General features: G+C 68.5%; 25 protein-coding genes and 1 tRNA gene. 11 read left to right on the forward strand and 15 right to left on the reverse strand.

Translation table 11 applies throughout. The features are described 5' to 3' along the window. Positions 1-65 precede the first annotated feature (65 nt). Genes FHT37_RS20450 through FHT37_RS20470 form a run of 5 tightly spaced genes read left to right on the forward strand, consistent with a single transcriptional unit; the run spans position 66 to position 4,905 of the window. On the forward strand, positions 66-2,165 hold the full coding sequence (locus tag FHT37_RS20450) for a sensor histidine kinase (RefSeq protein ID WP_183483956.1): 2,100 nt from the start codon (positions 66-68) through the stop codon (positions 2,163-2,165). Further along, complete coding sequence (locus FHT37_RS20455) at positions 2,162-2,818, forward strand: response regulator transcription factor (RefSeq protein ID WP_091730740.1); 657 nt, start codon at positions 2,162-2,164, stop codon at positions 2,816-2,818. The genes FHT37_RS20450 and FHT37_RS20455 overlap by 4 nt, the downstream gene beginning before the upstream one ends. A 37-nt stretch (positions 2,819-2,855) precedes the next feature. Beyond that, entirely contained in the window at positions 2,856-3,830 is a 975-nt protein-coding gene (thiL, locus tag FHT37_RS20460) for a thiamine-phosphate kinase (protein WP_183484235.1), read from the forward strand. Further along, positions 3,827-4,348 carry a phosphatidylglycerophosphatase A gene (locus FHT37_RS20465; protein ID WP_091730746.1) on the forward strand — a complete coding sequence of 174 codons (522 nt, stop codon included), beginning with the start codon at positions 3,827-3,829 and terminating at the stop codon, positions 4,346-4,348. The genes thiL and FHT37_RS20465 overlap by 4 nt, the downstream gene beginning before the upstream one ends. Before the next feature lie 56 nt (positions 4,349-4,404). Beyond that, positions 4,405-4,905: a CinA family protein gene (locus tag FHT37_RS20470; protein WP_147241794.1), complete on the forward strand. Its 501-nt coding sequence runs from the start codon at positions 4,405-4,407 to the stop codon at positions 4,903-4,905. A gap of 78 nt (positions 4,906-4,983) precedes the next feature. Here the strand turns inward: FHT37_RS20470 and FHT37_RS20475 are convergent, their stop codons facing one another. The 9 genes from FHT37_RS20475 to FHT37_RS20515 form a co-directional block, all read right to left on the reverse strand. Further along, on the reverse strand, positions 4,984-7,398 hold the full coding sequence (locus FHT37_RS20475; protein ID WP_091730754.1) for a bifunctional diguanylate cyclase/phosphodiesterase: 2,415 nt from the start codon (positions 7,396-7,398) through the stop codon (positions 4,984-4,986). Positions 7,399-7,405: 7 nt separating this feature from the next. Further along, the gene (locus FHT37_RS20480) at positions 7,406-8,059 is read right to left on the reverse strand and encodes a methylamine utilization protein (RefSeq protein WP_255489864.1); all 654 of its coding nucleotides are present in this window, start codon (positions 8,057-8,059) and stop codon (positions 7,406-7,408) included. A gap of 102 nt (positions 8,060-8,161) precedes the next feature. Further along, on the reverse strand, positions 8,162-9,229 hold the full coding sequence (gene holA / locus FHT37_RS20485) for a DNA polymerase III subunit delta (RefSeq protein WP_183483963.1): 1,068 nt from the start codon (positions 9,227-9,229) through the stop codon (positions 8,162-8,164). 19 nt (positions 9,230-9,248) lie between these two features. Beyond that, positions 9,249-9,758, reverse strand: a complete 510-nt coding sequence (lptE, locus tag FHT37_RS20490) for an LPS assembly lipoprotein LptE (RefSeq protein ID WP_091730762.1) — start codon at positions 9,756-9,758, stop codon at positions 9,249-9,251. A gap of 4 nt (positions 9,759-9,762) precedes the next feature. Beyond that, positions 9,763-12,396 carry a leucine--tRNA ligase gene (gene leuS, locus FHT37_RS20495; RefSeq protein ID WP_091730766.1) on the reverse strand — a complete coding sequence of 878 codons (2,634 nt, stop codon included), beginning with the start codon at positions 12,394-12,396 and terminating at the stop codon, positions 9,763-9,765. Positions 12,397-12,485: 89 nt separating this feature from the next. Beyond that, on the reverse strand, positions 12,486-12,968 hold the full coding sequence (locus tag FHT37_RS20500) for a biopolymer transporter ExbD (protein WP_091730768.1): 483 nt from the start codon (positions 12,966-12,968) through the stop codon (positions 12,486-12,488). A gap of 26 nt (positions 12,969-12,994) precedes the next feature. Next, positions 12,995-13,639 carry a MotA/TolQ/ExbB proton channel family protein gene (locus tag FHT37_RS20505; RefSeq protein ID WP_091730771.1) on the reverse strand — a complete coding sequence of 215 codons (645 nt, stop codon included), beginning with the start codon at positions 13,637-13,639 and terminating at the stop codon, positions 12,995-12,997. A 40-nt stretch (positions 13,640-13,679) separates the two neighbouring features. Beyond that, complete coding sequence (gene dapB, locus FHT37_RS20510) at positions 13,680-14,486, reverse strand: 4-hydroxy-tetrahydrodipicolinate reductase (RefSeq protein ID WP_091730773.1); 807 nt, start codon at positions 14,484-14,486, stop codon at positions 13,680-13,682. Continuing rightward, positions 14,483-15,076 (reverse strand): outer membrane protein assembly factor BamE, encoded by a 594-nt coding sequence (locus FHT37_RS20515; protein ID WP_091730776.1) that lies wholly within the window; start codon positions 15,074-15,076, stop codon positions 14,483-14,485. The genes dapB and FHT37_RS20515 overlap by 4 nt, the downstream gene beginning before the upstream one ends. Positions 15,077-15,159: 83 nt before the next feature. Here FHT37_RS20515 and fur point away from each other — a divergent pair, with 83 nt between their 5' ends. After that, complete coding sequence (gene fur / locus FHT37_RS20520; RefSeq protein WP_091730779.1) at positions 15,160-15,591, forward strand: ferric iron uptake transcriptional regulator; 432 nt, start codon at positions 15,160-15,162, stop codon at positions 15,589-15,591. 81 nt (positions 15,592-15,672) lie between these two features. On the opposite strand, the gene hprK is transcribed toward fur, so the two are convergent. The 3 genes from hprK to hpf form a co-directional block, all read right to left on the reverse strand. Further along, positions 15,673-16,635 (reverse strand): HPr(Ser) kinase/phosphatase, encoded by a 963-nt coding sequence (hprK, locus tag FHT37_RS20525; RefSeq protein WP_091730781.1) that lies wholly within the window; start codon positions 16,633-16,635, stop codon positions 15,673-15,675. Positions 16,636-16,685: 50 nt separating this feature from the next. Continuing rightward, positions 16,686-17,156 carry a PTS IIA-like nitrogen regulatory protein PtsN gene (gene ptsN, locus FHT37_RS20530; protein WP_091730784.1) on the reverse strand — a complete coding sequence of 157 codons (471 nt, stop codon included), beginning with the start codon at positions 17,154-17,156 and terminating at the stop codon, positions 16,686-16,688. Positions 17,157-17,444: 288 nt separating this feature from the next. After that, the gene (hpf, locus tag FHT37_RS20535; protein WP_091730788.1) at positions 17,445-17,786 is read right to left on the reverse strand and encodes a ribosome hibernation-promoting factor, HPF/YfiA family; all 342 of its coding nucleotides are present in this window, start codon (positions 17,784-17,786) and stop codon (positions 17,445-17,447) included. 726 nt (positions 17,787-18,512) lie between these two features. Here hpf and corA point away from each other — a divergent pair. Then, positions 18,513-19,502 carry a magnesium/cobalt transporter CorA gene (gene corA / locus FHT37_RS20540; RefSeq protein ID WP_091730793.1) on the forward strand — a complete coding sequence of 330 codons (990 nt, stop codon included), beginning with the start codon at positions 18,513-18,515 and terminating at the stop codon, positions 19,500-19,502. A 588-nt stretch (positions 19,503-20,090) separates the two neighbouring features. Here corA and FHT37_RS20545 read toward each other — a convergent pair. Beyond that, positions 20,091-20,711, reverse strand: a complete 621-nt coding sequence (locus tag FHT37_RS20545) for a glutathione peroxidase (protein WP_091730796.1) — start codon at positions 20,709-20,711, stop codon at positions 20,091-20,093. 175 nt (positions 20,712-20,886) lie between these two features. On the opposite strand from FHT37_RS20545, the gene FHT37_RS20550 reads away from it, so the two are divergent. From FHT37_RS20550 to FHT37_RS20565, 4 genes are all read left to right on the forward strand, one after another. After that, positions 20,887-21,768, forward strand: a complete 882-nt coding sequence (locus FHT37_RS20550; protein ID WP_091730800.1) for an acyl-ACP desaturase — start codon at positions 20,887-20,889, stop codon at positions 21,766-21,768. A gap of 181 nt (positions 21,769-21,949) precedes the next feature. Next, positions 21,950-22,369 carry a VOC family protein gene (locus FHT37_RS20555; protein WP_091730804.1) on the forward strand — a complete coding sequence of 140 codons (420 nt, stop codon included), beginning with the start codon at positions 21,950-21,952 and terminating at the stop codon, positions 22,367-22,369. Positions 22,370-22,410: 41 nt separating this feature from the next. After that, entirely contained in the window at positions 22,411-23,307 is an 897-nt protein-coding gene (locus FHT37_RS20560; RefSeq protein ID WP_183483965.1) for a DUF3034 family protein, read from the forward strand. Between the two features lie 46 nt (positions 23,308-23,353). Beyond that, a complete protein-coding gene (locus tag FHT37_RS20565) occupies positions 23,354-23,794 on the forward strand; it encodes a group 1 truncated hemoglobin (protein ID WP_183483967.1) in 441 nt (146 codons plus the stop codon). Between the two features lie 98 nt (positions 23,795-23,892). Here the strand turns inward: FHT37_RS20565 and FHT37_RS20570 are convergent. Both FHT37_RS20570 and FHT37_RS20575 read right to left on the reverse strand, forming a co-directional pair. Continuing rightward, positions 23,893-23,968: transfer RNA gene (locus FHT37_RS20570), tRNA-Phe, on the reverse strand. 75 nt (positions 23,969-24,043) lie between these two features. After that, positions 24,044-24,778, reverse strand: coding sequence for a response regulator (locus tag FHT37_RS20575; RefSeq protein ID WP_091730817.1), 735 nt, complete (start codon positions 24,776-24,778; stop codon positions 24,044-24,046). Between the last annotated feature and the right edge of the window lie 13 nt (positions 24,779-24,791).

Here is a 24,791-nt window from a genome sequence, read left to right on the forward strand (position 1 = left end):
TCGCGGCGCGTCCCGACGCCCCCTTCACGCCGCGCCGCGGTCCCTGCCTGCCTTCGCCCACCATCATGCTGTCCGCCCCTTCCACCCCCCTGGCACGTGGCACCCGGCCGCGGCGCTGGCGGCGTGCGCTGCTGTGGGGCACGCTGGTGGGACTGCTGCTGATCGCGCAGTCGCTGCTGCTGACGCTGACGCTGAGCCACGAGGCTGCGCGCGCGCAGGAGGCCTCCGATCTCGCCGCCGCCGAGGTGACCGCGCGCGCCAAGCAGCTGATCGGGCGCGACCTGCAGGGCCTGCAGGGCCTGATGTGGGCCGAGGACGACGACTGGCGCGGCAACGCCGCCGCGCAGCTGCGTCAGACGCGGGTCATGCTGCGCATCGAGCTGCGCGACGAGCAGCGCCAGGTGCGCCGCGCGGTCGACACGCCCTATGCGCCGCCGCTGTTCTCGACGCTGTCGCGCGAGCAGCTCCAGATCGAGACCGAGCTCGCCTGCATCGCCGCGCTGCGCCAGGGCACGCCGCTGTTCTCGCGCTCGTACTTCGTGCCGGGCCCCGGCGGCGACGGCATGGAGGTCGCCGACCTGTGCCTGCCCCGGGTGCGCGCCGGCGAGCCGCGCTCCTACGTCGTGGCGACCATGGGGCTGCGGCCGCTGCTGGAGGAATCGGTCTCGCAGGAGCAGGCGCGCCGTTTCGAGATGTCCTTCGTCGAGGGCGACGGCACGCGGCTCGCGCGCACCGGCCTGACGCGCGGCAGCGGCTTCTACCTGTCCGAGCGCCTGCTCGACCTGCCCGGCCTGAGCCTGCAGCTGCGCGTGGACAACGCGACCGGCCGGCCGCAGCTGATCCCCAACCTGGCGACGGCGCTGGTGATCGGCCTGTCGCTGGCGCTGTTCGCGCTGGTCATCGTGCTGGCGCGTGACACGCGCAAGCGCGCGCAGGCGGAGCACGCGCTGGCCGAGTCGCTCGCGTTCCGGCAGGCGATGGAGAACTCGCTGATCACCGGCCTGCGCGCGCGCGACCTGGACGGCAACATCAGCTACGTCAACCCGGCGTTCTGCGCGATGGTCGGGTACGCCGCGGAAGAACTGGTCGGCACCGGCCGCCCGCCGCAGGCGCCGCCGTACTGGCCGCCCGAGTTCATCGAGGAATACTGGCGCCGCCATCACGACCGCGAGGCGAGATGGGAGGCCGGCCTGCCGCCGCGCGAGGGCTTCGAGACGGTCTTCGCGCGCAGCACCGGCGAGCGCTTCCCGGTGATGATCTACGAGGCGCCGCTGCTCAACGCCGAGGGCCAGCAGACCGGCTGGATGAGCGCCGTGCTGGACCTGAGCGCGCAGCGCAAGGTCGAGGAGCTGTCGCGCCAGCAGTCGGACCGGCTGCAGGCGACGGCGCGCCTGGCCACGGTCGGCGAGATGGCCTCGCTGCTGAGCCACGAACTGAACCAGCCGCTGGCCGCGATCGCCAGCTACGCGACCGCGTCGATCAACCTGATGGTGCGCGAGGCCGACGACCCGCAGACGCCGGCGATGGTGCGGCAGGCCGTGACCCGCATCGCCGAGCAGGCCGAGCGGGCCGGCCGCGTGATCAAGAGCGTCCACGACTTCGTGCGGCGGCGAGAGGCGGCGCGCGAGTGGGTCCATGTCGAGCAGCTGCTCGACGCGGTGCTGCCGCTGGTGCGGCTGCAGGCGCGCAAGAGCGGCGCCCGCATCGAGATGGACCTGCCCAAGGGCCTGCCGCGGGTGCGCTGCGACCGCACGATGGTCGAGCAGGTGCTGCTGAACCTCACCCGCAACGCGATCCAGGCCATGGACGGTCCCACGCCGCTGGCGGACCGCGCGCTGGTGCTGCGCGTGCGACGCCTGCAGCCGCGCTGGCTGAGCTTCGCGGTGGTCGACCATGGGCCGGGCATTCCGGCGGAAGTCGCGCGCCAGCTGTTCACGCCCTTCTTCACGACCCGCACCGAGGGCATGGGCCTGGGCCTGAGCCTGTGCCGCACGGTCGTGGAACAGCACGGCGGTGCGATGGACTTCGAGAGCCGCGTCGCCCCCGCGTCGCCGACCGGCACCGAGTTCCGCTTCAGCCTGCCGTGCGAGGATGCGCCTGGCGCGGCCCCCGGCACCGGGGCCGACCGGTTGCCCGTCACTGGATCTGGAGAGTCGTCCGCATGAAGCCGCAGTCCCTGCCGATGGTCTACCTCGTCGACGACGAGGATGTGGTGCGCGATGCGCTGGCCTGGTTGTTGCGCTCGCGCCGGCTGCTGTCCGAGGGCTTCGGCAGCGCCGAGGCCTTCGAGTCGCTGCTCGACGGCCTGCCCCGCGGCGGACGCGACTGGCCGTCGGCGCCCAGCTGCCTGCTGCTGGACGTGCGCATGCCGGGCATGAGCGGGCTCGCGCTGTTCGAGCGCCTCATCGAGCGCGGCCTGCTGGACACGCTGCCGGTGATCTTCCTGACCGGTCATGGCGACGTGCCCACGGCGGTGGCGGCGGTGAAGCAGGGCGCCTACGACTTCGTCGAGAAGCCTTTCTCCGACAACGCGCTGGTCGACCGCGTCGAACAGGCGCTGGCGCAGAGCGCCGAGGCGATCGCCGCGCGCGACGCGAAATCGGCGCTGGGACACCGTGTCGGCGAGCTGACCGAGCGCGAGCGCGAGGTCATGCAGCTGGTGGTGCAGGGCCTGCCCAACAAGCTGATCGCGGACCAGCTCAACATCAGCGTGCGCACCGTCGAGGTCCACCGCGCGCGGGTGTTCGAGAAGATGGACGTGAAGTCCGCGGTGGAGCTGTCCAACCTGCTGCGCGGCGACAATGCCGCCCATGGGTGATTCTTCTGATTCGCGCGAGCGACGGGACGGGCGGCCGCTGGGCGAGTTCGACCTGATCGATCGCTTCTTCGGCCGCGACGCGCGCGCTGGCCGCACCGAGGGCGGCGCGGTGGCGCTGGGCATCGGTGACGACTGCGCGCTGCTGACGCCGACGGCCGGCCATCAATGGCTGGTGACGGCGGACATGCTGGTCGAGGGCCGGCATTTCCTGTCGACGGTCTCGCCGCGGCGCCTCGGCCACAAGGCGCTGGCGGTCAATCTCAGCGACCTGGCGGCCTGTGGCGCGACGCCGCGGGCCTTCTTCCTCTCGCTGGCGCTGCCGCGCGTGGACGAGGCCTTCCTGGCCGGCTTCGCGCAGGGGCTGTTCGAGCTGGCCGACGCGCAGGGCATCGTGCTGGCCGGCGGCGACACGACGGCCGGGCCGCTCAACCTCAACATCACCGCGATGGGCGAAGTCCCCGCCGGCCAGGCGCTGCTGCGCTCGGGCGCGCGCGTCGGCGACGACCTCTGGGTCAGCGGCACGCTGGGCGATGCGCGGCTGGCGCTGGAGGTGTTCCGCGGCACGCTGTCCTTGAGCGCCGCGCAGTTCGATGAAGTCCGCCTGCGGATGGAGATGCCCGAGCCGCGCGTGGCGCTGGGCAAGGCGCTGCGAGGCCTGGCGACCAGCGCGGTGGACGTCTCCGACGGGCTGGCGGGCGACCTCGGGCACGTGCTCCGGCGCTCCAACGTCGGCGCGACGCTGCGCCTGGCGGACCTGCCGCGCTCGGCGGTGCTCGGCGCGATGCCGGAGGACCTCCAGCGGCTGTGCCTGCTGACCGGCGGCGACGATTACGAACTCGTCTTCACCGCGCCGCCCGATGCGCGCCAGCGGGTCCTCGAGGCCGGCCGCGCCGCCGGCACGCCGGTCTACCGCATCGGACGGATCGAGTCGGCCCCCGGCCTGCGCGTGGTCGACGGCCTGGGGCATCCGGTGCAGGACCTGCCGCGCAGCTTCGACCATTTCAAGTCATGAGCGCCGTCCGACCGACCTTCGCCTTCATGGCGAGACACCCCGCCCACTGGATCGCAATGGGCTTCGGCAGCGGCCTGTCGCCGAAGGCGCCGGGCACCGTGGGCACGCTGTGGGGCTGGGCCGCGTTCGCGGTGCTGAACCTGTGGCTGTCGCCGGCGCAGTGGGCCGTGCTGATCGCGGTCAGCCTGCCGGTCGGCTGGTGGGCGTCGACGGTGACGGCGCGGCACCTGCGCACCTGCGACCCGGGGGCGGTGGTGTGGGACGAGATCATCGCGATCTGGCTCGTGCTGTGGCTGCTGATGCCGGCGGGTTTCGGGTGGCAACTGGCCGCTTTCGCGCTGTTCCGCTACTTCGACGCCGCCAAGCCGGGGCCGGTGCGCTGGGCCGACGGCCTCTTCAAGATCGAGCCCGGGCAGCCGGTGACGGTGTGGCAAGGCTTCGGGATCCTCTTCGACGATCTGGTCGCCGCCGGATGTACGCTCGTGGTGTTGGCCGGCGCGCGGGCCTTGCTGCATTGACGCTGCGAGCCGCGCCTTCATCCACGGATGCCAGATCCATCGACGAGGAGATCCCCATGCTGTTTCCCGACGAGTCCGAACTGATCGAGCGCATCGCGCTGGCGCTGATCCAGCGCAAGGAACGCATGGGCACCGCGGAGTCCTGCACCGGCGGGCTGATCGCCGCGGCCTGCACCAGCCTGGCGGGATCGAGCCAATGGTTCGAGCGCGGCGTCGTGAGCTACAGCAACGAGGCCAAGACCGAGTTGCTGGGCGTGCCGGCGGCGCTGATCGGCCTGCACGGCGCGGTCAGCGGCGAGGTGGCGGAGCAGATGGCCCGTGGCCTCGTCGCGCATGCGCCGATCGACTGGGCGATCGCGGTGACCGGCGTGGCCGGGCCGGGCGGCGGGACCGAAAGCAAGCCGGTGGGCACGGTGTGGCTGGCGCTGATGCATGGCCGCTCGCGGATCCGCGTGTGGAGGGAGCACTTCACCGGCGACCGCCACGAAGTCCGCGCCCGCACGGTGCGCGCTGGCCTCGAGGCGCTGTGCGATGCGCTGGAGGATCGGGACTCCTGAGCGCCTGGCTCGAGGGATCGAGCCGGCCCGGACATCACCCCCTGAGCCCCCTGAGCGACGCGACGCTCGGGCTCGTCGTCACAGCCCGGCCAGGATCGTGCTGGCGCGCGCATCGCCGAGGTCCGGCGGCTGCCAGTCGCGCAGCCACTGCGCGAACTGCTCGGCCGGCATCGGTCGTGACAGCGCATACCCCTGGCCCTGGTCGCAGCCCAGCGTCTGCAGCAGCGTCCATTGCTTGCCGGTCTCCAGGCCCTCGGCCACGACCGACAGGCCCAGGTTGTGCGCCAGCTCGATGGTCGAGCGCACGATCTTCGCGTCGTCGATGTCGCGCTCCATGTTCATCACGAAGCTGCGGTCGATCTTGAGTTCGTCGACCGACAACTGCTTCAGGTAGGCCAGCGACGAGTAGCCGGTGCCGAAGTCGTCGATCGACAGCTTGAAGCCCAGCGCGTGCAGTTGCTCCAGCGTCTGCAGCGCGCGCTGCGGGTCGTCCATGATCGCGGACTCGGTGATCTCCAGGCACAGGGCCGGCGGCGGCACGCCGGCCACCAGGTCCGCCACCTTGATCGGCAGGTCCTGGTCCATCAGGTCGCGCGTCGACAGGTTGACGCTGATCGGCAGCGCCAGGCCCTCGCGCTGCAGGCTCATCCAGGCCTGCGCCGAGGCCTGCAGCACCCACGCGGTGATCTGGCGGATGAAACCGGTCTGCTCGGCGAAGGGGATGAAGGCCATCGGCGGCACCAGCCCGCGCGACGGATGCTGCCAGCGCACCAGCGCCTCCGCACCCGAGATCTTCTGCGCATGCAGGTCCACCTTGGGCTGCAGGAACAGCCGCAGTTCCCCCGCGTCGATCGCGTGGCGCAGCTCGCTGAGCAGCGACAGCGACTCCTGGCTGGCCGCGTCCATGCTCGGCGCATAGACCTCGCAGCCGCTCTGGCCGCGCTTGGCCGCATGCATCGCCAGCTCCGCCCGAGCGAGCAGCAGCATCGGATCGCGGCCGTGCTGCGGATACAGCGCCACGCCCATCCCGGCAGACAGGTCCACCGTCTGGTCGTCGATGCTGAGCGCGCGCTCGAAATCTCGCTGGATGCGCTTGCAGATCGTCTCCGCGCGCGTCGCGCCGGCGCCCTCGATCAGCAGCACGAACTCGTCCCCGCCGACCCGGGCGGTCAGCCGCACCTCGTCCTTCAGCAAATGCTGCAGCCGGTCCGCCACCGCGCGCAGCAGCCGGTCGCCGAAGGCGCGCCCCAGCACGTCGTTGACATGCTTGAAGCGGTCCAGGTTCAGCATCAGCAGAGAGAAGCGCACCTCGCTCTCGGCCATGCGCCGCGCCAGCGCCTGGTGGAACTGCTCGCGGTTCGGCAGGTCCGTCAGCGGATCCCAGAAGGCGAGCCGGTTCACCTCCTCCTCGCGCGACCGGATGCCCTGGCGCATCGCCTCGAAGGCCTCCGCCAGGTCGCCGATCTCGTCGCTGGACGGCCGCTCGACCGGCCGCGCATAGTCGCCCTGGCCCAGTCTGTGCGCCTCGCTGGCCAGCGCCTTCACCGGCCCGGTGATGCGGCGGGCGGTCAACACCGCCCCGATCGCGAACAGCAACACCCCGGCGACGCTCAGGCCAAGCAGCATCCATTGCAGCCGCCGGTAAGGCGCGAGGGCCTCGTCCACCGAGCGCAGCAGCAGCACCGCCACCGATTTGTCGGTATCGCCGCCATGGTCGAGCGGCTGCAGGCGCGCCTGGAACTGCTCGCCTTCCAGTTCCAGATGGAAGGTCTGCACCGTGCGGTCCGTCGCGCTCAAGGTGGGCAGCGCCTGCACCGCGCGCGCCGTGGCGGTCGCGTCCAGCACGGTCGACAGCACCTGCCATTGCCCCGCGGCCGATTGCGCCAGCAGCACGCCCTGGATGCGCACGATGCGCTTGAGCTCCTGGAGCTGGTCGCTCTTCATCTCGAAGCCGGTGAAGATCCAGCCGCCCAGCCCGGCGGCCCGCATCCGCGCGACCACGACCTGATAGGCCTTGCCGCCCACCAGCAGCAGCTGGCTCTGCGTCCGGCCCTGCTGCTGGCGCGTGACGCCGCGCAACAGCGGAGCGACCTTGGCGGCGATCGGATCGGTCGCGGTCACCAGCTTGAAGCTGTCGTCCGCGTAGCCGATGAAGGACGCGTCGCCCCGCGCGCTCAGGTTGGTGAAGACGTCCTGCAGCATCCCGCGCAGTTCCTCGCCCTGGATGCCGGCCGCGACCAGTTGGCGCAGGCCGTAGTCCGATTGCAGCAGGTCGGCCACCAGGCCGCGCTGCTCGTTGTCCTCCTCGATCAGTTGGACCAGGATGCGCTCACCGGCCTCGAGTTCCTCGGCCACCGAGGCCCGCGCGTTGCGGCCGATGCCTTCGTTGATCAGCGCCAGGTTCAGCAGCTGGACGACCAGCAGCAGCGCCAGGAACAGCGCGACGATGCGCCCCTCCAGCCGCCGCAGGTTGAGGAAGTCCGGCCAGCGCATCGGCGCCTCAGTCCTTGAGCTCGACCTTGAGCACGCCCGCGGCGCCGGCGGCGACCACCAGCGGCTGAGCGCTCGGCGCGGCATTGCCCATGCGCGTCGCCCACAGCCGCAGGCGGTGCTCGCCCGGCGGCAGGTTCAGCGTCACCTCGCCCTTGGCGTCGGTGATGCCGAACAGCGGGGTGTCGACGACGACGATGTGGGCGCTCATCCGGTCGTGGATGTTGCAGCCCAGCTGCGCGACACCGGGCTTGTCGAAGACCACCGGCTCGGCCGGCGTGCCCGAGTACAGCTTGAGTTCGAACTTTTTCGTCGGGGAGAACGAATAGACGTGGTGCCGGACGGTGTCGAAGTTGGGGAAGTTCACCGCGGTGCCGGTCTGCACCACGAGCAGCTGGGGTTGGAACTGGCGATCGCGCTGGGGCATCGTGGCCGCGGCGCCGGTCGCCGGCCGGACGGGCTGGCCCTTGAGCTCGACGGCGACCGCTGCGTTCGGCACCGGAGCGCCGGTGGCGTCGCGCACCTGGAGGGTCCAATCCGTGGCCTGGCCCGCGGCCTGGCTCGCGCCGGCGCTGCCCAGCGCGATCGCCAGGGCGGCGAGCCGTCCTGGCGCCGAGGTCCACGCCTGCCGCGGCGAGGCGCGCCGCGCGCCCGGCGTCCCCATGCCGTCAGGGGACGGGCGGCAAGCGACGGTACCGGATCGGCCGGTCGACAGGGCTGCGGAGCGGAGCAGGCGCATCGGCGACGTCAGGTGGACGAGATGCCGTCAACCATAGCGGTTTTTCTGCGCCGGCGGACGCAGGGCTTGCTCCAACATGAGGGCCAGGCGCCCCAGCGCCTCCCACGGATCGGTGGGCCATTCGGGATGGCGCAGCCCCTTGACGATGCCGTCGCAGGTCTGGGCGGCCACCACCAGCCGGGTCAGCGCCGCGCCATGCAGCTGCGGCACGATGCGCTCGAACAGGCGCTCCTTCGGTCCCCAGATGCGGGATTCCCGCAGCGCCATCGGCAGCGGCTTGCCCGCCGCCACCGCGTCATGGACCCGCTTCAGGCCGCGGATGTCCTCGGCCATCGTCCAGTGCACCAGCACCGCCGCCTCGCCCTCGGCCTTCAGGCCCTCGAGCATGCGCAGCACGCGGCCGATCTTGCCGCCCAGCAGCGCCTCGCTGAGCTTGAAGACGTCGAAGCGCGCCACGTCCAGCACCGCCGCCTCGATCTGCTGCAGGCTGAGCTCGCCCGGCGGGTGCAGCAGCGCGAGCTTCTGCAGCTCCTGGTGGGCGGCGAGCAGGTTGCCCTCGACCCGGTCGGCGAAGAACTCCAGGGCCTGCTGGCCCTGCGCCCCGGAGGCCACCGACTGGCCCTGCTGCTGCAGGCGCCGGGCGATCCAGGCCGGCAGCTCGCGCCGTTCGACCGGATCGACCTTCACCGACACGCCGGCCGTGTCCAGCGCGGTGAACCAGGCACTGCTCAGCTGCGTCTTGTCCAGCCGCGGCAGCGTCACCAGCGTCAGCACGTCGGGCGGCAGGCCGTCGACGTAGCGTTGCAGGGCTTCGGAGCCGTCCTTGCCCGGCTTGCCCGTGGGAATGCGGATCTCGATCAGCTGCTTGTCGGCGAACAGGCTCATCGCCTGTGAAGCCGCGATCACCGGCGCCCAGTCGAAGTAGGCGCCGCTGACGGTGAACACCTGGCGCTCGCTGTAGCCCTGCCGGCGGGCCTCGGCGCGCAGCGCGTCGGCGGCTTCCTGCGCCAGCAGCGGTTCGTCGCCGTGCACCACGTACACCGGCTTGAGCCCCTTGGCCAACTGGCCGGCCAGCGCCTCGCCCTTGATCTGCATCCGCGCGTCCCGTCGGCGTTCAGTTGGGCAGGTGGACCGCCGCCAGGCGGCGCAGCAGCAGGCCGACGGCCTCCACCTGCATCGCCTTCTGCAGCGAGGCCTCTTCCTGCTCCTTGGCCAGCGCCGCGCTTTCGCTGTAGTTCATGTCGCGGGTCAGGCGCAGCTCGGTGCGCGGCAGCAGGATGTCCCCGCCGGCGGTGCGCAGCGAGTAGTCCAGCGACAGTCGCAGCTGCCATTCCGTGATCTGCCCCGCGGCGGTCGTCGCCACCGAGGTCTTGTCGCGCACCTCGCGCTCGGCGTCGATGATGACGTCGGCGCGGTTGGGGTCCTCGACCAGGCGCACCGTGCTGCGCTGCACCTGGCGGCGCAGCTCCTGCGCCAGCGGCGAGTGCGGCACGAAGCCGGTCAGCGCCAGCGTCTTGAAGTGGTAGACCGGTTCCTTGCGCAGCTCGAAACCGCAGCCGGGGAGCCCGGCCGCGGCGCCCAGCGCGCCCAGGGAAGCGAAGGACAGCAGGTGGCGGCGCTTCATGGCGTCAGACCACCACGTTGACGAGGCGGCCCGGCACGATGACGACCTTCTTGGGCGTCTTGCCTTCGGCGAACTTCTCGAACTCGGGATTGGCCAGCGCGGCGGCCTCGATCACCGCCTTGTCGGCCGACGCGGCGACCTTGATCGAGCCGCGCAGCTTGCCGTTGACCTGCAGCATCAGCTCGATCTGGTCCTGCACCAGCGCGCCTTCGTCGACCTGCGGCCAGGGGGCGTCCAGCAGCTCGCCCAGTTCGGCGGCGAAGCCCAGTTCCGTCCACAGCGCATGCGCGATGTGCGGGCAGGCGGGGTAGATCACGCGCAGCAGCACCGAGAAGCCTTCCCGCACCGCGGCCGACTGGCCCTCGGCCTTGAAGCCTTCCAGCGCGTTCAGCAGCTTCATCGCGCCCGACACGACGGTGTTGTATTGCATGCGCTCGTAGTCGTACGAGACCTGCTTGAGCACCAGGTGTACCTCGCGGCGCAGCGCCTTACCCTCGTCGTTCAGCGCGGCGAAATCGGCGCCGCCGGCCTTGATCGCCTCGGCCTGCTTCGCGCCGAAGCCCCAGACCCGCTTCAGGAAGCGGTGCGCGCCCTCGACGCCGGCGTCGTTCCACTCCAGCGTCTGCTCGGGCGGGGACGCGAACATCACGAACAGGCGGGCGGTGTCGGCGCCGTATTCGTCGATCAGCGCCTGCGGGTCCACGCCGTTGTTCTTCGACTTCGACATCGTCGTCATCTCGTACTCGAGCGGGAGGCCGTCGGCCTTCAGCGTGCCGCCGGTGGGCAGGCCATGCTCGTTGCGGATGACGTCGACCTCGTGCTCCCAGTAGTAGTGCTTGCCGGCGTCTTCCGGCTTGCGGAAGAAGGCGCCCTTGAGCACCATGCCCTGCGTCAGCAGGTTGGTGAACGGCTCGTTGAACTTGATGAGCTTCAGGTCGCGCATGACCTTGGTCCAGAAGCGCGCGTACAGCAGGTGCAGGATCGCGTGTTCGATGCCGCCGATGTACTGGTCCATCGGCATCCAGTAGTCGGTGCCGTTCGCGACCATCTGCTCGGGATTGGTCGCATCGCAATAGCGCATGAAGTACCACGAGCTGTCCACGAAGGTATCCATCGTGTCCGTCTCGCGCTTGGCGGCGGCGCCGCACTTCGGGCAGCTGCAGTTCAGGAAGTCTGCGCGCTTGTTCAGCGGATTGCCGCTGCCGTCGGGGATGCAGTCCTCCGGCAGCACGACGGGCAGGTCCTTTTCCGGGACCGGCACCGGGCCGCAGCTGTCGCAATGGATGATGGGGATGGGCGTGCCCCAGTAACGCTGGCGGCTCACGCCCCAGTCGCGCAGGCGCCAAGTCGTCTTCTTCTCGCCCAGGCCCTTGGTGCCGACGAGTTCGGCCACCTTGTCCACCGCCTGCTTGTGCGTCAGGCCGTCCAGCGCGCCGGAGTTGATGCAGGTGCCGCGCTGCTTGTCGCCGTACCACTCGGCCCAGGCGTCGGTCGAGTAGGTCTCGCCCTCGACGGCGACGACCTGCTTGATCGCGATGCCGTACTTCTTCGCGAACGCGAAGTCGCGCTCGTCATGCGCCGGCACGCCCATCACGGCGCCGTCGCCGTAGCTCATCAGCACGTAGTTGCCGACCCAGACCTCGACCTGTTCGCCGGTCAGCGGGTGCGTCACGAAGAGGCCGGTCGCCAGGCCCTTCTTGTCCTGCGTGGCCAGCTCGGCTTCGGTCGTGCCGCCCTGCTTGCATTCCTCGATGAAGTCGGCCAGCGCGGGATTCGTCTTCGCGGCGTGCGCGGCCAGCGGATGCTCCGGCGCCACGGCACAGAAGGTCACGCCCATGATGGTGTCGGCGCGCGTCGTGAAGACGTACAGCAGCCCGTCCTGGATGGGCTGGCCGTCCTCGCCCTGGATCGCATGCGGGAAGGCGAAGCGCAGGCCCTCGCTCTTGCCGATCCAGTTCTCCTGCATCAGGCGCACCCGCTCGGGCCAGCCCGACAGGAAGTTCTTGTCCGACGGATCGGCGACCGCGGCCAGCAGCTCTTCCGCGTAGTCGGTGATCTTGAGGTAGTAGCCGGGAATCTCGCGCTTCTCGACCGTCGCGCCCGAGCGCCAGCCCTTGCCGTCGATCACCTGCTCGTTGGCCAGCACGGTCTGGTCGACCGGGTCCCAGTTCACGACCTGCGTGCGCCGCTCGGCGATGCCGGCCTCCAGCATCTTCAGGAACAGCCACTGGTTCCAGCGGTAGTAGTCCGGCTTGCAGGTGGCGATCTCGCGCGACCAGTCGATCGCCAGGCCCATCGCCTGCATCTGCGACTTCATGTAGGCGATGTTGTCGTAGGTCCACGCGGCCGGCGGCACCTTGTTCTTCATCGCCGCGTTCTCCGCGGGCAGGCCGAAGGCGTCCCAGCCCATCGGCATCAGCACGTTGTAGCCCTTCATGCGCAGCTGACGCGTCAACATGTCGTTGATCGTGTAGTTGCGGACATGGCCCATGTGCAGCTTGCCGCTCGGGTAGGGCAGCATGGAGCAGGCGTAGAACTTCGGCTTGGACGCGTCCTCGACGACGCGGTAGGCGTCACTGGCGTTCCAGTGGTCGCGGGCGGCCTGTTCGACCTCGGAGGGAGCGTATTTCTCGTTCATGGTGGCTCGGGCAACGTAGCCGCCGATTGTAGGAGGCCGCGCGCCGCCGCCCATCCTCCCGGTGGGCGCCACCCTGCGGGGGTGAGCGATCAGCGCTTCGCGGCGGGGTCGGGCGCTGCTCTGGCGGGGCCGGCCTCGCCGACTTCGCCGCCCTCGCCCTCGCCTTGTTCCGCGACGAAAGCGATCCGGTTCAGCCCCGCCTTCTGCGCCCAGCCGATCAACTGGGCGACCTTCCCATAAGGCACGGCCCGGTCGGCGCTCAGGCGCAGCTCGGCGTCGGGCTGGCGTGCGGCCAGCTGCACGAGGCGCTCGCGCACCGCCTTGGCGTCGAGCGGCTCATCCCCCAGCAGGTAGTCCCCCTCCGGGGTGATCACCAGGGCGATGAACTTGGCGCCCGGGCCGGGCGCGGCGGCATCGCTCTTGGGCAGGTCCAGTTTCAACGCGCTGCCCATCAGCGGCGCGGCGATGATGAAGATCACCAGCAGCACCAGCATGACGTCGATCAGCGGCGTCATGTTGATCTCGCCCATCGGCTTGGGCGCTTCGCGGCGTTCGAGGCGGCCGAACTTCATGGCATCAGCTCAGGTCGGGCGGGCGCTCACGCCTCGTCGATCAACTCGCGCAGGTCGTGCGCGAAGCCCTCGAGCTCCGCCTCGCAGGCGGCGACCCACTTGCCGAACAGGTTGTAGGCCAGCACCGCCGGGATGGCCACCGCCAAGCCGGCGGCGGTCATGATCAGCGCTTCGCCGACCGGCCCCGAGACCTTGTCCAGGCTGAAGTTGCCGGTCGAGGAGATGCTCAGCAGCGCGTGGTAGATACCCCAGACGGTGCCGAACAGGCCGACGAAGGGCGCGGTCGCGCCGATGGTCGCCAGCATGACCTGGCCCCGGTTCAGGCCGCCCAGCACCGCGTGCAGCGCGTCGCGCAGACGGCGCGTGAGCTGCGAGGTTTTGCGCGCGGTGGCGGCCAGGGTGCCGGGCGCGCTGTCCTGCATCGCGGCGTCGATCAGCGGCAGCATCAGCGCGCCGCGGTCCAGCGGCGCCAGGTGCTCGCGTCCCTGGCCCAGGTCGGGCGCCGTCCAGAACACCGGCAGCCCCCGGCCCAGGTCGGCGCGGGCCCGCGCCAGCGTCCAGCCGCGCCAGAAGATCAGCACCCAGCTGCACACCGACATCGCCAGCAGCAGCAGGGAAACGAAACGGGCGACACCGTCGCCCGCTTGCCAGAGATGGATCAGTTCGGTCATCGCGTCGTTCGTCGATCGCCGGTGATCGAGCGCGTCGCGCTCAGGCCATGCCGAGCACGTCGTTCATGTCGAACAGCCCGGTCTTGCGCTCGCCCAGGAAACGCGCCGCGCGCAGGCTGCCCTGCGCGAAGGTCGCGCGGCTCGAGGCCTTGTGGCTGATCTCGATGCGCTCGCCGATGCCCAGATACATCACCGTGTGGTCGCCGATGACGTCGCCGCCACGGACCGTCGCGAAACCGATCGTCGACGGATCGCGCTCGCCGGTGACGCCTTCGCGGCCGTAGACCGCGCAGGTCTTCAGGTCGCGGCCAAGCGCCTCGGCGACGACCTCGCCCATCTTCAGCGCGGTGCCGCTGGGCGCGTCGACCTTGTGGCGATGGTGGGCCTCGACGATCTCGATGTCATAGCCCTGCGAGAGCGCCTTGGACGCCTGCGCCAGCAGCTTCAGCACGACATTGACGCCGACGCTCATGTTGGGCGCCATCATGATGGCGGCGCGCTGGGCGTACTCGCCGATCTTCGCCTTCTCGTCGGGGCTGAAGCCGGTGGTGCCGATGACGGTGCGCACGCCCAGTTCGGCGCACAGCGCCAGGTGCGCCATCGTGCCTTCGGGGCGGGTGAAGTCGATCAGCACGTCGGACCGCGACAGGCCGGCCCGCACGTCGCTGGTGATCGCCACGCCGGTGATCTGACCGAGGAAGGCGCCGGCATCCTGGCCGAGCGCCGGGCTGCCGTCGCGGTCGAGCGCAGCGGCCAGCTCGAGGTCGTCGGCGGCGAGCACCGCCTCGACCAGCATCCGGCCCATGCGGCCGGACGCGCCGGTGATCGCGATCCGCAGACGGCTCATCGGCGCGGCTCCAGCGGGGGGTAGTCGCGGGTCGGGCCCATCGGCTCCGGCGCCGAGGCCGCGGCGGTGCGCACCGGCGGCGGCAGCGCCTTGCGTTCTTCTTCGGTCAGCTCCAGCTTGGGTTCCTTGCCGGAGACCTTCAGCGTGTTGATCGAGGCGATGAATTCCTTCTCGGTCGGCAGGTCGTCCGGCGCGTCGATCTTGGACAGCTGGTCGCCGTCGAAGGTCAGCAGGATGTGGCGGTTCTGCGGCGCGGCCCCTTGGCGGCGGATCGTGAACACGTAGTCCCAGCGGGACTCATGGAAGACGTCGGTCAGCAGCGGCGAGCCCAGGACATCGCGCACCTGGACGCGGGTCATGCCCGGCTTGATCGCGGCCAGCTGTTCCTTGGTGACCACGTTGCCCTGCACGATCTCGACGCGGTAGGGCGTCACCAGGCCCAGCACCTTGTCGCCGCTCACCGAGAGCGCGTCGAACTTGGGCATCTGCGAGCAGCCGCCCAGCGCCAGCAGACCGACAACCAGGCCTGCCATCGCGGCGCCGGAGGCGTTCCGGCGGGCAATGCAGGCGATACGGGAATTCAATGACATGGCGCGGATTGGCCGAGGCGCAAGGGCTATGATCGCGAGATTCTAGCGGCACGCACCCCCGCTTCCCCGCAGGCGCAAACCCCATGAACCGGTCAGACGAAATCAAGAACAGCGGGCTCAAGGCCACGCTGCCCCGCATCAAGATCCTCGAGATCTTCCAGACCGCCCAGCAGCGGCACATGACCGCCGAGGACGTTTACAAAGCTTTGCTCGATGAACGCGCGGACATCGGTCTGGCCACCGTCTATCGCGTCCTCACGCAGTTCGAGCAGGCGGGCCTGCTGTCGCGCAACCACTTCGAATCGGGCAAGGCGGTCTTCGAGCTCAACGAGGGCCACCACCACGACCACCTCGTCTGCCTGACCTGCGGTTTCGTCGAGGAGTTCTACGATCCGAAGATCGAGGAGCGCCAGCACGCGATCGCGCAGGAGCGTGGCTTCCAGCTGCAGGAGCACTCGCTCGCGCTGTACGCGAACTGCGTCAAGAAGGACTGCCCGCACAAGATGGCCCGCTGACCCGGCCCGGCGATCGCGGCGTCAACGACAAGGGGCTCCGCGGAGCCCCTTCGTCATGCACCGTCGAAAGCGGTGCCGCGTTCAGTTGTTGTCGTTCAGTCCCTGCTCGATCGCGCGCTGGTGGCGCTCGACGAACTCGCGGTAGGTGTCGATGCCGCGCAATTGCAGGATGGTGTTGCGCACCGCGGCCTCGACCAGCACGGCCAGGTTGCGGCCCGCGTCCACGGCGATCACGACCTTGCGCACCGGCATGCCCAGCACGTCCTCGTAGAGCGGCTCGTAGGGCAGGCGCTCGAAGTCGCGCTCCATCGTCTCCTTGCGGACCAGGTGCACGATCAGCTTGAGCCGCATCTTCCGGCGCACCGCCGTCTCGCCGAAGATGGCCTTGATGTCCAGCAGGCCGATGCCGCGGACTTCCAGCAGATTCATCAGCAGCTCGGGGCAACGGCCCTCGATGGCCGTCTGCGCGATCCGGAAGAAGTCGACCGCGTCATCCGCCACCAGGCCGTGGCCGCGGCTGATCAGTTCCAGGCCGAGTTCGCTCTTGCCCAGTCCCGATTCGCCGGTCAGCAGCACGCCCAGGCCGAGGATGTCCATGAACACGCCGTGGCGTGTCGTGCGGTTGGCGCAGACGTGGGCCAGGTAGGCGCGCACCAGGTCGATGACGTGGCCGGCGCTCTCGGCGGTGGTGAACAGCGGGATCTCGGCGCGGTCGCACATCGCGACCAGCCGGTCCGGCGGCACCTGGTCGTCGGCGACGATGATGACCGGCGGCTCCAGCGTCACGATGCGCGAGATCCGGCGGTCCAGCACGTCGCCCGAGGCTTGGCTCAGGTAGGCGACTTCACGCCGGCCGACGATCTGGACGCGGTAGGGGTGGATGTAGTTCAGGTAGCCGACCAGGTCGGCGGCCGACTGGGCGTCCCGCAGCGCGGCTTCGTCGAAACGGCGTTCAGGGTGCGCATGCCCGGCGATCCACTCCCAACGCAAGGCCTCGCGGTGTTCCTCGAACAACCGGTCCGCGCTGATGGAGGTGGCTTTCAAGTTGGGCGGGTGCTGGAGGTGGAGAGATCGTCTCGAGGCGCTGGGCCTGCTCAGGCCACCGACTTCAGCGGTTCCCAGTCGGCGATCAGGCGATGCACGGTGGCGGCCTCCGCCTCGGTCTTGAGGCGTTCGCGCAGTTCGCGGTCGGACAGCATCTCGGCGATCTCGGACAGGATCTCGAGGTGTCTCTGGGTCGCCGCCTCGGGCACCAGCAGGAAGATCAGCAGGGTGACCGGTTCGTCGTCGGGGGCGTCGAAACCGATGGGCTGCTGCACGCGCAGCACCGCGGCCAGCGGGTTCTTCAGGCCCTTGATGCGGCCATGCGGGATCGCGACGCCGTGGCCCAGACCGGTGGAGCCCAGGCGCTCGCGGGCGAACAGGTTGTCCGTGACCGCGGCGCGGGAGATCGAATGGTTGTTCTCGAAAAGCAGCCCGGCCTGTTCGAAGACCCGCTTTTTGCTGGAAGCGTCCACATCGACCAGCACGTTGCTGGCGGGAAGGATGGCGGCGAGACGGTTCATCGGGCATTTACCGGCCATGTCGACCGGCGAGCTGGGGAAGCAGCCTGCGCACCAGCGGGTACGCAGATTCGAGGGTTGAAGGACTGGATTATAGGAATCCCGCTACCGAGAGGGGGTGTGACGGATGCGACGCTTCTGTGAAAACGTCTCCGCTGGTGTTGCATCGCAACAATTCTCGGCAAAAAGGCGGCCCGATGGGCCGCCTTGCGGGGGATCTCCGGGTAATCCCTGAAGATCCGGCAGCGAGTCCGACGGGCCGGGAGAGGCCGTCGGATTCGCGGAGATCGGTCATCCGGCGCTCAAGTCCATGCGCTTGGCCGATTCATGGTGATGGTTCTGCACCCGATCCTTGTGGCGGCAGACCTGCCGATCCAGCTTGTCCATCAGCTCGTCGATGGCGGCGTAGAGATCGCCGTTCGAGTGTTCGCAGAAGATTTCCCGTCCCTTCACATGCAGCGTGACTTCAGCGCGTTGGCGTCGATCCTTTTCCTTTTGCTTCTCCACGGTCAGCAGGACGTTGACGTCCACGACCTGGTCAAAGTGGCGGAGCACCCGGCTGAGCTTGTTCAGCACGTATTCGCGCAGAGCCTGTGTCACTTCGAGATGGTGGCCGCTGATGGTCAGGTTCATAAAGCCTCCTTTCACAAGGGCTTGGTCGGAAACAGAGTCGGAGTCGGCGGTCGTTGCCGCGGGGAAAGAGCGGGCAGGGTCTTGGTGAGGTGGGGAGTCGGTGAGGGTCGGTCGGCACGTCGCCGGCATCGAGCTGGAGACGCGGGGGAAGCGGATGGAGTGTCGGAAACGGCTTGACGGGTGAGCGGTCCGCGAGGGACCCGGAAGGCCGCGAGGGCCGATGGCATGCGGGTTCTGAGGCGAAATCGATGAAGAAGACGAGTCCAGTCTGCTCCCGATCCCCAGCCTCGGCAAGTGATGGAAAGCAAGTTTGGGGGCGAATTTTCCCGCCTTGCAGCAGGGCGAGGTCCGTGCTGGAATGCTGGATGTTGTGCGGCGCGAGCCTTCCGGACCGGGCGTCCTCCCCGCGCTTCCTTGCTGGCCCTCGGGACGCGATGTGATAATCCCGCGTCCCGATTACTGGAGTCCCCCTTGGACAGCGACCACCCTCGGTGGCCGTCCACTCCAGCGTCAATCCGCCGCAGCCCCTGAGCGTTCTGCTCCACCGCATCCAACGCCGCCGCGACGCTTGTCCGGAGTGAGACGGGCCACCTCGACCCCCTGGCGCGCCGCCTGGCGTCGCCTGCTCCTGGCAACTCTCGCGCCGCGGCGACCCTCGAAGGGTCCGTCAACGCGCACTCCGGCTTGCGCGTTCGCCCGAGCGCGCACCGCCGACGAAGGATCCGCATGCTGAATGTGTTCACGCTGGACAATGGCCGCCTCAAGGGAGGCATGGTCCAGGAAGAGATTTCCACCGCCGCCGAACTGCTCTCGCTCGCCGGGGCCGACCGCAACCCGGTCTGGGTCGACCTGCAGTCGCCGACGCCGGAGGAAAAGGACTGGATCCGCGAACGCTTCCATCTGGTGATTCCCGAGGACATCGTCGACGAGGATCTCGAGGAATCGGCCCGCTTCTACGAGGAAGACAACGGCGAGCTGCACATCCGCTCGGACTTCCTGATCGACGACATGGAAGCGCCGCGCAACGTGCGGGTCGCCTTCATCCTCTTCGACAACGTGCTTTTCTCGATCCACAACGAGGACCTGCCGGTGTTCCGGCTGCTGCGCCTGCGGGCCCGTCGCATCCCGGCGCTGATCGAGGACGCCAAGGACGTGCTGCTCAAGCTCTATGACGCGGACGCGGAGTACTCCGCCGACGTGCTGGAGGGCATCTACGACAACCTCGAGAAGGTGAGCGCGCGGGTCCTGAAGAAGGACGTCAACGACACCGAGGCGGGCCAGGTGCTGGCGGCGATCGCCCGGGAGGAGGACTTGAACGGCCGCATCCGGCGCAACGTCATGGACACCCGGCGCGCGGTCAGCTTCATGATGCGCAGCCGCATGCTCAACGCCGAGCAGTTCGAGGAATCGCGCCAGATCCTGCGCGACATCGATTCGCTCGATTCGCACACCGCGTTCCTGTTCGACAAGATCAACTTCCTGATGGATGCCACGGTCGGCTTCATCAACATCAACCAGAACAAGATCATCAAGATCTTCTCGGTCGCGAGCGTCGCCCTGCTGCCGCCGACGCTGATCGCCAGCGTCTATGGCATGAACTTCGAGGCGATGCCGGAACTGCGTTGGAAGTACGGCTACTTCTTCGCGATCGGGCTGATGGTGGCGTCGGTGGCGGCGCCCTTCATCTACTTCCGCCGCAAGGGCTGGCTGGCCTGATCAAGCCCGCTCGACGCTGACCAGGGCGCGCCAGGAGGCGCGCTTTTTTTCGGCTGGACGCCGCAAATGCAAAGGGCTTCCGCGAAGCGGAAGCCCTGGGTAGAAAAGTAGCCTCAAGACGCCCCTGGCCAACGAGGGAGGGAGGGAGGAGGAGGAGAAAGGCCTCGGGATTGCAGCTTCACGAAGAAGCAGGTCTTGCGGCTGAAAGTGGTTGCGTCGACTGTACTCCCATCGCTGATGGGGTCGGTGTAAACCCGCGGAATGCCCTCCCACGCTGCTGCGCCATCCGCCGTGTTTAAGTCAGCTCAAAGTGAGCGCTGTTATCGGCGTCGTCGCTTGCGTTTCTCATCAGCGATGTATTGATCGAGTCGTTATGGTGCAGCGCATCGACGCGGAAGTCATCCCGCCGAGCGACAAATACGTGAGCAACTGTCACTGCTGTCCCGGCTAGCCGGGACAGTTTTCAGGCTGATGAAGGCCCCTCGCCACAGGCGTGCCGATTGCCTCCTCCCGCGCCTTTCATTCAGCTTTTGCAAGCTGGAACGAACTCAAGCGACAGGATTTTCGAGTTTCCGCTGCGATGCCCGTTCACTGCGGCTGCGCCAGCAGCTTTTCCACGGCCTGGGTGAAGGTCGAGCTGTCCGGGCTCACGCCCGACGCGAAGCTCATGACCTGCTTGCCGTCGCGCGAAATCAGGTACTTGTGGAAGTTCCACTTCGGCGCCTGACCGGTGCGCTTGGCCAAGTCGGCGAAGAGCGGGTTCAGATCGGCTTTTCCGGCCGCGACGCTGCTCTTGCTGAACATCGGAAATTTCACGTTGAAGGTGTTCTCGCAGAACTCGGCGATTTCCTTGTTGCTGCCGTACTCCTGGTTGCCGAAATCACCGGATGGAAAACCAAGTACCACCAGCCCCTTGTCCGCATAGCGCGCGGACACCGCTTCCAGCGCCTTGTACTGGGGCGTGTAGCCGCAAAAACTTGCCGTGTTGACCACCAGGACCACCTTGCCGGCGTACTGGCACAGCGCCTGTGGCTTCTCGTCCTGCAGGCGAGGCATTTGCCGGTTCAGCAGTTCCGGGCAGGCTGCGCCGGAAGTCGCGGGCTCGGCCGCCGGTGCGGCATGGGCGGCGGTCGTGGCCAAAGCCATCGCGACCATCGCGAGGCCGGCGAAGGCGGCGCGCCGCAGGAGGGAACCGAAGGACGTGTTCATGGGCTGTGTCTCCAGGATCGGTGAATCCGAACGGTCGTGCTGCTTCGTAATAAGCGAACCCGGCGTGAGATCGGTCGGATGCGGGATTAGGCCAGATCGCCCCATGGGCCGATGCCGTAAGGGATTGTCATGGTGCGACCGGTAGAATCCGGCGCGCTTAACAGGACGCAGACAGATGCTTTATCCCGAACTCTTCAAGCAACTCGAGGCCGTGCGCTGGAACATGGACACGGACATTCCGTGGGACAAGTTCGACGCGTCCAAGCTGACCGACGACCAGGCGCGCACGATCAAGATGAACGCGATCACCGAGTGGTCCGCGCTGCCCGCCACCGAGATGTTCCTGCGCGACAACAAGGACGACAGCGACTTCTCCGCGTTCATGAGCGTCTGGTTCTTCGAGGAGCAGAAGCATTCGCTGGTGCTGATGGAATACCTGCGCCGCTTCCGTCCGGACATGGTGCCGACCGAAGCGGAACTGCACGAGGTGCGCTTCGAATTCGATCCGGCCCCGGCGCTGGAGACGCTGATGCTGCACTTCTGCGGCGAGATCCGTCTGAACCACTGGTACCGCCGCGCCGCCGAATGGCACACCGAGCCGGTCATCAAGGCGATCTACGAGACCCTGTCGCGCGATGAAGCCCGCCATGGCGGCGCCTACCTGCGCTACATGAAGCGCGCGATGAGCAAGTTCGGGGACGAGGCGAAGGCGGCATTCGCGAAGGTCGGCGTGCTGATGGCCAGCGCGCGCCGCACCGCGCAGGCGCTGCACCCGACCAACCTGCATGTGAACGCCAAGCTTTTCCCGCGCGACACCATCCAGAGCCGCCTGCCCGATCCGGAGTGGCTGGAGCGCTGGCTGGACAAGCAGATCCAGTTCGACAGCGTCTGGGAAAACAAGGTCGTCGAGCGCATCCTGCACAACATGAGCCTGCTGATGGAGCGCAGCTTCGTGAGCGTCCAGGAGCTGAACCGCTTCCGCAAGGAGCTGACGCAACGCCTGGCCCAGGCGACGCAGCAGGCGCCAGGTGGCGACGCCACGCCGCAGGCGACCTGACCCTCGCGGTTTCCGCTCGCACGAAGGCCCGCCGACGCGGGCCTTCTTCATTTGAGCCGCAGCGCTCCTCGAGGGTGTTCCCACGCATGCCCCCGCTGCATGCAAACCGCTCGCCGCCCGGCCACAATGCGCCGTCCGACCTCGCGTCGATTCCACTGTCCAACGCCATCCGACACCGCTCATGAAGTATCTGCACACCATGGTCCGAGTGACCGATCTCGATGCCTCGCTGAAGTTCTACCGCGACGCCCTGGGGCTGCAGGAGGTGCGCCGCAGCGAGCATGAGGCCGGCCGTTTCACCCTGGTCTATCTGGCCGCCCCCGGCGACGAGGACGCGCAGATCGAGCTGACCTACAACTGGGATCCCGAGATCTATACCGGGGGTCGCAACTTCGGTCACGTGGCCTACGCGGTCCCCGACATCTACGCCGCCTGCCAGCGCCTGATGGACGCTGGCGTGACGATCAACCGCCCGCCGCGCGACGGCCGCATGGCCTTCGTGCGCTCGCCCGACAACATCTCGATCGAGCTGCTGCAGGACGGCCCGGCGCTGCCGCCGGCCGAGCCCTGGATCTCGATGCCCAACACCGGCGCCTGGTAAGCGCCAGCGCGACGTCTTCGGCATCCTCACCGTCTCTGCCCATGCACCGCCTGCTGCTGCGATTGATCGCGCCGCTGTTGATGGCCGCGCCGCTGGCCTGCGCCGCACAGGCGCAAGGCAAGCTGCTGTTGACCGGCGGGGTGAGCTGCATCGATGGCGCGGCTGGTGGCGGTTTGTCGCCATGGGCGTTGACCGGCAGCTACGCGACGGCGGGCCAGATCGGCGCGACCGCGTACCTCACGCGCTTGCCGGTGCAGGACTACGGCTTCACCGGCTACGGTGCCGCCGTGGCTTTTGGCGAGCGCGCCGAGCTGTCGATCGCCCGGCAGGACTTGAGCGCTGGCGCCACGGGCGCAGCGCTGGGGCTGCCTGGGCTCCGGCTCAAGCAGACGATCCTCGGCGCGAAGGTGCGACTGGGCGGCGATGCGGTGCTCGATGCCGACACCTGGATGCCGCAGCTCGCGCTGGGCGTCGAGTACAAGCACCTCGACGCGGGTGGCCTGGCGCCGACGCTGAGCGCGCTCGGCGCGAAGCGTCAGGGCGTGGACATCTATCTGAGCGCGACCAAGCTGTTCCTGGCGCAAAGCACGCTGGTGAACCTGACGCTGCGCGCGACGCGCGCCAATCAGAACGGCCTGCTGGGCTTCGGCGGGACGGCGAGCGGCAGTTATTCGCTGGTGCCGGAGGTGTCGATCGCCTACCTGCTGAATAAGCAGTGGGCGGTGGGCGTCGAGTACCGCGTGAAGCCCGACAAGCTCAATTCATCGATCCTGGGCGACGCGCTGCGAGAGGACGACTGGAAGGATGTGTTCGTCGCCTGGGCGCCCAACAAGCATGTGTCGCTGACGGCCGCCTATGTGGACCTCGGTGGCATCGTGCCGGGAATCCAGCCGCGTCGTCAGCGCGGCGTCTACGGCTCGATCCAATTCGCCTACTGACCGCGGCCTCGCCGCGCTCCGACGACTCGACCAGGAGGTCTGCACGATGCGATCCGCTCGAAGGCTGTGGAGGGCAGGCGCGCTGGCGCTGCTGATGGGCGTGGGCGCCGCGTCGATCGCCGGCGCGGCGGATGACGGGCTGTATCGCGCGCTGGGCGGCGAGGAGGGCATCGCCCACATCGTCGACGGCATGATCGATCGCGCCTATGCGGATGAGCGCATCAAGCGCAAGTTCGATGGCGTCAACCCGAAAGCGCTGAAGGAATCGATCCGCAAGCAGTTCTGCCAGCTCAGCGGCGGCCCATGCGTCTACGACGGCGAGACGATGGCGAAGTCGCATGCCCACCTCGCCCTGGACAAGGCCGACTTCAATGCGTTGGTCGAAGACCTGCAATTGGCGATGGACGCGCGGCGGGTGCCGTTTGCCGTTCAGAACCGCCTGCTGGCGCTGCTCGCGCCAATGCATCGGGACATCATCACGCGGTGAGCCCAGCCGCGTGTGCGGCGCTGGTTCGGCGTGTGGTGATGAGCGTCGTTGTAGCCGCAGAAAGCAGAAAGCCCGGCGGAGCCGGGCTTTCTTGAATCTGGTGGCCAAGGGCGGAATCGAACCACCGACACGCGGATTTTCAATCCGCTGCTCTACCAACTGAGCTACTTGGCCATGAGACTGGGTCTCTGTCTCCGTTGTTCCGGGTCTTGCGACTCGTGCTGAACAACGAAGACCGCGACTATAGCACTAAATTCCGCTGCCCCGCTTGTTTCTTGAAAGATCGACGCCGAGCTGCTTCAGCTTGCGGTACAGGTGGGTCCGTTCCAGCCCCGTCTTCTCGGCCACGCGGGTCATCGAGCCGTTCTCCTTGGCCAGGTGGAACTCGAAGTAGCTCTTCTCGAACGCGTCGCGCGCCTCGCGCAGCGGTCGGTCCAGCTCGAACACCTGCTCGGAGGCCAGGCCCTGGTGCGGCAGGGGCGCCACCGGCGCCAGGCCGGCCGAGGGCATCGGCAGCGTGCCGGCCGTCATCGCGGGCAGCACCTCGGGACGCGGGTAGCTGTTGCCGATGTTGAGGCCCACACCCACCACCGGCGCGGCCGGCGGGGCCGGGCGCGGCGTGGTCTTCACCAGCGCCTGCTCCACCGCGCGCAGCAGCTTCTGCAGCGTGATCGGCTTTTCCAGGAAGGCCATCGCGCCGAACTTGGTCGCCTCGACCGCCGTGTCGATCGTGCCGTGGCCGCTCATCATGATCACCGGCATCGTCAGCTGGCCGGAGCTGCCCCATTCCTTCAGCAGCGTCACGCCATCGACGTCAGGCATCCAGATGTCCAGCAGCACCAGGTCGGGCCGCGAGCGCTCGCGGGCGGCGCGCGCCTGCTGGGCGTTCTCCGCGAGCTCGATCGTGTGCCCCTCGTCCGAGAGGATTTCAGACAAGAGGGCGCGGATGCCCAATTCGTCGTCAACAACAAGAATGGTTGCCATGTATGCCTACTGT

It is taken from the genome of Mitsuaria sp. BK037, assembly GCF_014193045.1.
Classification (GTDB): Bacteria; Pseudomonadota; Gammaproteobacteria; order Burkholderiales; family Burkholderiaceae_C; genus Roseateles.

Excerpts from the sequence above, each read along its gene's own strand:
- FHT37_RS20450 (WP_183483956.1), top strand. The coding sequence starts at position 66 with ATGCTGTCCGCCCCTTCCACCCCCCTGGCACGTGGCACCCGGCCGCGG.
- FHT37_RS20455 (WP_091730740.1), top strand. The coding sequence starts at position 2,162 with ATGAAGCCGCAGTCCCTGCCGATGGTCTACCTCGTCGACGACGAGGAT.
- FHT37_RS20465 (WP_091730746.1), top strand. The coding sequence starts at position 3,827 with ATGAGCGCCGTCCGACCGACCTTCGCCTTCATGGCGAGACACCCCGCC.
- FHT37_RS20470 (WP_147241794.1), top strand. The coding sequence starts at position 4,405 with ATGCTGTTTCCCGACGAGTCCGAACTGATCGAGCGCATCGCGCTGGCG.
- FHT37_RS20475 (WP_091730754.1), bottom strand. The coding sequence starts at position 7,398 with ATGCGCTGGCCGGACTTCCTCAACCTGCGGCGGCTGGAGGGGCGCATC.
- FHT37_RS20480 (WP_255489864.1), bottom strand. The coding sequence starts at position 8,059 with ATGGGGACGCCGGGCGCGCGGCGCGCCTCGCCGCGGCAGGCGTGGACC.
- holA (WP_183483963.1), bottom strand. The coding sequence starts at position 9,229 with ATGCAGATCAAGGGCGAGGCGCTGGCCGGCCAGTTGGCCAAGGGGCTC.
- lptE (WP_091730762.1), bottom strand. The coding sequence starts at position 9,758 with ATGAAGCGCCGCCACCTGCTGTCCTTCGCTTCCCTGGGCGCGCTGGGC.
- leuS (WP_091730766.1), bottom strand. The coding sequence starts at position 12,396 with ATGAACGAGAAATACGCTCCCTCCGAGGTCGAACAGGCCGCCCGCGAC.
- FHT37_RS20500 (WP_091730768.1), bottom strand. The coding sequence starts at position 12,968 with ATGAAGTTCGGCCGCCTCGAACGCCGCGAAGCGCCCAAGCCGATGGGC.
- FHT37_RS20505 (WP_091730771.1), bottom strand. The coding sequence starts at position 13,639 with ATGACCGAACTGATCCATCTCTGGCAAGCGGGCGACGGTGTCGCCCGT.
- dapB (WP_091730773.1), bottom strand. The coding sequence starts at position 14,486 with ATGAGCCGTCTGCGGATCGCGATCACCGGCGCGTCCGGCCGCATGGGC.
- FHT37_RS20515 (WP_091730776.1), bottom strand. The coding sequence starts at position 15,076 with ATGTCATTGAATTCCCGTATCGCCTGCATTGCCCGCCGGAACGCCTCC.
- fur (WP_091730779.1), top strand. The coding sequence starts at position 15,160 with ATGAACCGGTCAGACGAAATCAAGAACAGCGGGCTCAAGGCCACGCTG.
- ptsN (WP_091730784.1), bottom strand. The coding sequence starts at position 17,156 with ATGAACCGTCTCGCCGCCATCCTTCCCGCCAGCAACGTGCTGGTCGAT.
- hpf (WP_091730788.1), bottom strand. The coding sequence starts at position 17,786 with ATGAACCTGACCATCAGCGGCCACCATCTCGAAGTGACACAGGCTCTG.
- corA (WP_091730793.1), top strand. The coding sequence starts at position 18,513 with ATGCTGAATGTGTTCACGCTGGACAATGGCCGCCTCAAGGGAGGCATG.
- FHT37_RS20545 (WP_091730796.1), bottom strand. The coding sequence starts at position 20,711 with ATGAACACGTCCTTCGGTTCCCTCCTGCGGCGCGCCGCCTTCGCCGGC.
- FHT37_RS20550 (WP_091730800.1), top strand. The coding sequence starts at position 20,887 with ATGCTTTATCCCGAACTCTTCAAGCAACTCGAGGCCGTGCGCTGGAAC.
- FHT37_RS20555 (WP_091730804.1), top strand. The coding sequence starts at position 21,950 with ATGAAGTATCTGCACACCATGGTCCGAGTGACCGATCTCGATGCCTCG.
- FHT37_RS20560 (WP_183483965.1), top strand. The coding sequence starts at position 22,411 with ATGCACCGCCTGCTGCTGCGATTGATCGCGCCGCTGTTGATGGCCGCG.
- FHT37_RS20565 (WP_183483967.1), top strand. The coding sequence starts at position 23,354 with ATGCGATCCGCTCGAAGGCTGTGGAGGGCAGGCGCGCTGGCGCTGCTG.
- FHT37_RS20575 (WP_091730817.1), bottom strand. The coding sequence starts at position 24,778 with ATGGCAACCATTCTTGTTGTTGACGACGAATTGGGCATCCGCGCCCTC.